At 44.7% G+C, this 4,759-nt stretch carries 5 protein-coding genes and 1 pseudogene; 1 reads left to right on the forward strand and 5 read right to left on the reverse strand.

Translation table 11 applies throughout. The features are described 5' to 3' along the window. Positions 1–23 precede the first annotated feature (23 nt). The 5 genes and pseudogenes from H6G26_RS38510 to H6G26_RS38530 all read right to left on the reverse strand — a co-directional run bounded on the left by H6G26_RS38510 (position 24) and on the right by H6G26_RS38530 (position 3,637). On the reverse strand, positions 24–236 hold the full coding sequence (locus H6G26_RS38510) for a hypothetical protein (protein WP_190736997.1): 213 nt from the start codon (positions 234–236) through the stop codon (positions 24–26). 20 nt (positions 237–256) lie between these two features. Then, complete coding sequence (gene devC, locus H6G26_RS38515; protein ID WP_190736999.1) at positions 257–1,423, reverse strand: ABC transporter permease DevC; 1,167 nt, start codon at positions 1,421–1,423, stop codon at positions 257–259. 19 nt (positions 1,424–1,442) lie between these two features. After that, positions 1,443–1,631 (reverse strand): annotated as a pseudogene (locus H6G26_RS38520) (response regulator transcription factor); the annotation flags it as partial. A gap of 96 nt (positions 1,632–1,727) precedes the next feature. Beyond that, positions 1,728–2,894: an ABC exporter membrane fusion protein gene (locus H6G26_RS38525; RefSeq protein WP_190737003.1), complete on the reverse strand. Its 1,167-nt coding sequence runs from the start codon at positions 2,892–2,894 to the stop codon at positions 1,728–1,730. A 77-nt stretch (positions 2,895–2,971) separates the two neighbouring features. Further along, positions 2,972–3,637, reverse strand: coding sequence for a TMEM175 family protein (locus H6G26_RS38530; RefSeq protein WP_190737005.1), 666 nt, complete (start codon positions 3,635–3,637; stop codon positions 2,972–2,974). A 91-nt stretch (positions 3,638–3,728) separates the two neighbouring features. Here H6G26_RS38530 and H6G26_RS38535 point away from each other — a divergent pair, with 91 nt between their 5' ends. Next, positions 3,729–4,685, forward strand: coding sequence for a histidine kinase (locus H6G26_RS38535; protein WP_190737007.1), 957 nt, complete (start codon positions 3,729–3,731; stop codon positions 4,683–4,685). Positions 4,686–4,759 lie beyond the last annotated feature (74 nt).

Consider the following 4,759-nt stretch of genomic DNA (forward strand, 5'->3'; position numbering starts at 1 on the left):
ATTCACTCAATTCCTACAATTATTTATGTCATTTTAAAATCTTTCTTAGTTTTTATTAGTAAATAAGATGCGTTCGCCCTGGCTGTCCAATAAGTGATAAATACTCCCGCAATAAATGAAACTGAGCGAGGCACTGGCTTAGGAGTACTGAGCAGATACATTTGGACTGCTGTAGTAGTGGGGTTGAGGCTGTCTAGTGCTGCGATCGCAACAAGATAAGCAAGTAAGGATGGCATCTGATTACACCAGGTAAGAACTAGAAAATATCAGCCGGATCAGCAGATTGCAATTTTCGCATCGCGATTCCTCCTGATGCGGCACACATTACAATCGTCAAGGTCAACACAAGCACTGCGCGGCTGACTGTCATGCCGATCGGCAGAAAAGTCGCAGCAGCAGCAGCAGAATACAGCCCGATCGAAATGACAAACCCTGGGATGAATCCTAAAACAGCCATAATCAGCGCTTCCTGGATGAGTACGCCAATCAAGTAACCGTCGCTATATCCCATTGCTTTCAACGTGGCATATTCTGGCAAATGGTCTGATACATCGGAATAGAGAATTTGATAAACGATAATGGTGCCAACGATAAAACCAATGATTGCGCCAAACCCAAACAAAATCCCGATCGGACTGGTGGTTTCCCAGTATTTCTTTTCGTGTTCAACAAACTCTTCATGCGTCAGGATCAGCACATTTTCAAGCTCCGATTGTATCGCAGCCTTAAATTGCTTAACATCGGTGCCCGGTTTCAACTGGATGGCTCCAATATCAATTTCATCGGGCTTACGGGCTGGAAAGAGCCGAAGGAAAGTTGAATGACTAGTAATTACATTCCCATTGGCAGCGAATGATGCTCCCATGACAAACGTTCCAACTACCTTGACTTGAAAGTTATTAAACTGAATTGGCACTGAGCCAGACTGCTGAAGTTCTTCAACTACATTGCCAAAAAACTGTTCCGCACCGGCACGATCATAGAGCATTCGGTTCAGCAACTTCAATTCATTCTGGTGTGCTTGTACGTCTGGTAGCGTAATAGCTGAGTTATTAGGATTAATAGCAAATACCATTGTGGGCTGATTCGTTCGGGTTTGAGCATTTCGCCACTCGCCCTGACCAATGTAGAGATAGTTAATCGATTCAACTTCTTTAGCTCCTGCCGCCTGATATAGTTGCTTTCTGGGAAAGCTTCTGACCACATTTAGGCTCTCAAACAACGGGTTAATCAGGAATAGATCCCCTTGCAGCGAGGTGTAGGGTTTTACGACAGACTCAAACAGAGCATCGAGCAATCCCAGTTGAAAAAACATCAGAATATCGGCGAAGGCAATCCCCGCTAAAGCCACTACAAGACGGGTTTTTTCTCGTTTTAGCTGAAACCATGCCAGCGGTGTTTTACGGAATAGGTTACGCAACATAGATCACTTTTTCCCCACTTTATACCAGACCACGACGGAGGGCAAAAACAACCGCTTGAACGCGGTTATCAACTCCAAATTTGTTAAGGATACTTCTGATATGCGTTTTGACAGTATTGGGACTGAGATACAACACACCAGCAATTTCAGGGTTACTTTGTCCTTCAACCATTAATTTAAGAACTTCCATTTCACAGTCTGAAAGGTTCTTTAACTGCGTTGTATAGAATAACTGCACGTGTTTTCCTCGGTTAAAGTATGAATCAACTGATTGGTTATCGGCGAGAATATGAACGCTTTATGGTTAGATAGCGACCTGTACCTGTAAATTAGTCAGCCCTGAAACCTGATCGCTGTCGGCTGCATTCAAACGAATTCTAACTTTAACCACCCGCTGATCCAGGTTCTCGCCCGGTTGATTATTGAAGATCTCCTGCTGGCTCACTTGCAGCCCAATTTCTTCGACTATGCCGCGCAATTCTTCAGAAAATGGTTCACCTGTAATTAATGTCTGTTGCCCGATGCGAATTTTCTTGATGTCACTTTGATAAACTTCGGCAATCACTCGCATTTGGCGGGTTTGCCCCAGATCGGCAATGCCTTTTTCATTAACCACTTCTCCCGCATTGGCATAGATTTCCAGAATTTGTCCTGCTTGGGGCGATCGCACCTCTGCTTGTCTCAAATCTGCTTTTGCTCGTTGAGCTACGGCGCTCGCTTGCTCCACTTTTGCCTGTGCCGTCTGCACATCTACTGGACGCACTTCAGCAATGCGATCGAGGTTTGCCCTAGCGGACTCAATCTGCGCTTGCAATGTATCAGTCGTCCGGCTTTGATTTGCTTTGCCTTCATTGAACTGTGCTTGCGCTTTTTGGAAAGCTAATCGCTTCTGGTCAAACTGAGATGCAGAAATGGCTCCCTCCTGATAGAGCGATTGATAGCGATTGTATTCAGAGCGGGCATTATTAACTTCAGCCTCTAAACTCGCTAAGGTTGCTTGCTGTTGCCGAGTTTCACCTGCTAATTCCGCTTGCAAACGTCCAATCTCTGCTTGTTGTGCCTCAATTTCACCCAATTTTGCTCCGGCTCTAACCTGGGCAAGCTCTGCTTGGGCAACGGCAACTTGTTGTTCGGCTTCTAGGAGAGCGCCTTGTAACCGATCGTAGCTGTCTAGAATCGCAATTACTTGATTAGCTTGGACTCGATCGCCTCGTTTGACAAGCAGTTGAGCCACGCGATCGTTACTGAGCGTGGCTGGAACTGACACTTTTGTCACCTCAGTTTCAGGTTCCAACCGCCCCAGTGCCACAATAGACTGAATCGTTGGGGTAGTCTGAGTGTTCTCTGCTGGTTTCTCTACAACAAATTGCGAAATGCCATAGTAAGCAATTCCTGCTGTAATGGTAGATGCAACAACGATCAACGCAAGCATCCAGCGATTAGATGATTTCGACAGTAACTGTAAATTCATGATGGTCATGCGGGCGGTAGCGGATAGCGGAGACGATGAAATTTGAAATGGCAAATTAAGTAACAAGCTTGAGGCAATTACTCAACCAATTGATTTGAAACTGGCATTACATTAGACCTAGAAGTTTGCCTGAGAGCTTTATTCAGAACTAGGGAGACAACTGGAATTAACAACCAGACTATATCTGAAAAGTCTGGACTAACCAGCGCGACTGGAATTGACATTAAGGCACAAACAGGTTCAATTAGTGCTTTCACTTGCATCGATCGAATGATTTGAATATCTAAATCTTCACCCACTAACCGATTTTGGTGAGTTGCATAGATCCAGCTTGTAAACGAGAGCAATCCAATGAGAAAAATATTGGTGTTAAACCAAATCTTGGCAAAAGGATTGCTGGATAGCCTAAAAACAAGATCATTCGAGAACGGAATCACTAATAAACACATCAAGTACAAGGTATAGATAAATAAGTGAGTTTCATTAGTCCGTTTGAAGTAACTAAACTGCTGAGTGTGGTTAATCCAATAAAAGGCAACCAGAATAAAAGCGATGATATAGATGCCAAGGGACTTAAGTTGTCCAGTCAGAAATTGGTTGACTTCCAAATTTGACAGCAATTGAACAGTTTCTGGCAGTTTAAATCCCACGAAGGTAATTGCCATCGCCAGGGCAAAGACACAATCACTCAGCCTTGCTAAATGGTGAATGGCAGTTTGAGAATTTGAGTGGTCTGGCTGCATGGCTGGTTGGATGATTCATCTACAAACCATCTAAATCTATCCACAGCGTTTCTGATACCTATAGCTATCATTGAAACGGATGACACTTGTCATGTCTAATCTTGATAGGTGTCATACCTGGATTGGCAGGCGATCGCGCAAACTAGAGAGAACAGGATGGTTAATCTATTCAATGAATCTAGACGCTGGCTCTTCTCCATCACTCCGTCGGACACTGCGCTTTGGCGAATGGCTCCTGCTACTCATGACAATCTTGATTTATGTGCTTGATGAAGCCTCCACACCTGAGCTAATCGTCAAATGTGTCGCGTTTAGCACGCTCTTTTTCTGTCTCAGCTTTATCTTACCGCTCGATCGCCCGCTTTGGCAGCGCCGCACTTATATTGCGCTGGAAGTGGGGTTAACGGGCGTTGCGATTGCGTCTGGCATCGAACTTAGCTTTATACTTTATCTACTACTGATCAAGGCGTGTTTCTTGTTGAGTCGCCGCGAAGTTATTTTGACCAATATTATGGGTGGAGTGGTCTGGTTGACTAGTTTTGCCTGGCTATATCCGTCACTAATTCAACGAAAACTCCCAGAGTTTGATAGTGTCACTTTGCAGTCTAATTTGTACATCACACTGCTGCATGCATTGCTGTATTATGCCAGTGCCAGTATTTTTGTCGTTTTGCTTGGCTTTGTCATCGTGGCAGAACGCGAAAGCCGCCAGCAGGCAGAAGCATTGTCCCAAGAAGTAGAAGTGTTAGGTGCCAAACTAGAACGTTTGCGGATTGCGCGTGAAATTCATGATTCCTTAGGGCACACTCTCACCTCATTGGGAGTACAATTGGAAGTTGCTCAGAAATTGCGCGATCGTGATTTAGCCAAGTCCTTTCACTCGGTAGACAATGCCGCCTTATTAGCAAGCCAATGCCTTGAAGATGTGCGGCAACTGGTACAGACGATGCGCTGGCAGTCCGGCTTCAATCTAAATGAAGCACTACGTGAGCAAGTTGAGCAAATGCGCCAGCAGGGCATTGTCAGGGCGGCCGCATCATGTCAATAAGACTAGACTATTCTCAATAGACGTAAAAATAATCTCGTTAAACCCTGCTTATTGACAAAGATTTTAGCGATCAC

Origin of the sequence: Nostoc sp. FACHB-888 (genome assembly GCF_014696655.1) — a bacterium.
In the GTDB taxonomy this organism is placed as follows: Bacteria; Cyanobacteriota; Cyanobacteriia; order Cyanobacteriales; family Nostocaceae; genus Nostoc.

What these genes read in the sequence shown, in the direction of transcription:
- H6G26_RS38510 (WP_190736997.1), bottom strand. Translation starts at nt 236, where the DNA reads ATGCCATCCTTACTTGCTTATCTTGTTGCGATCGCAGCACTAGACAGC.
- devC (WP_190736999.1), bottom strand. Translation starts at nt 1,423, where the DNA reads ATGTTGCGTAACCTATTCCGTAAAACACCGCTGGCATGGTTTCAGCTA.
- H6G26_RS38525 (WP_190737003.1), bottom strand. Translation starts at nt 2,894, where the DNA reads ATGAATTTACAGTTACTGTCGAAATCATCTAATCGCTGGATGCTTGCG.
- H6G26_RS38530 (WP_190737005.1), bottom strand. Translation starts at nt 3,637, where the DNA reads ATGCAGCCAGACCACTCAAATTCTCAAACTGCCATTCACCATTTAGCA.
- H6G26_RS38535 (WP_190737007.1), top strand. Translation starts at nt 3,729, where the DNA reads ATGTCTAATCTTGATAGGTGTCATACCTGGATTGGCAGGCGATCGCGC.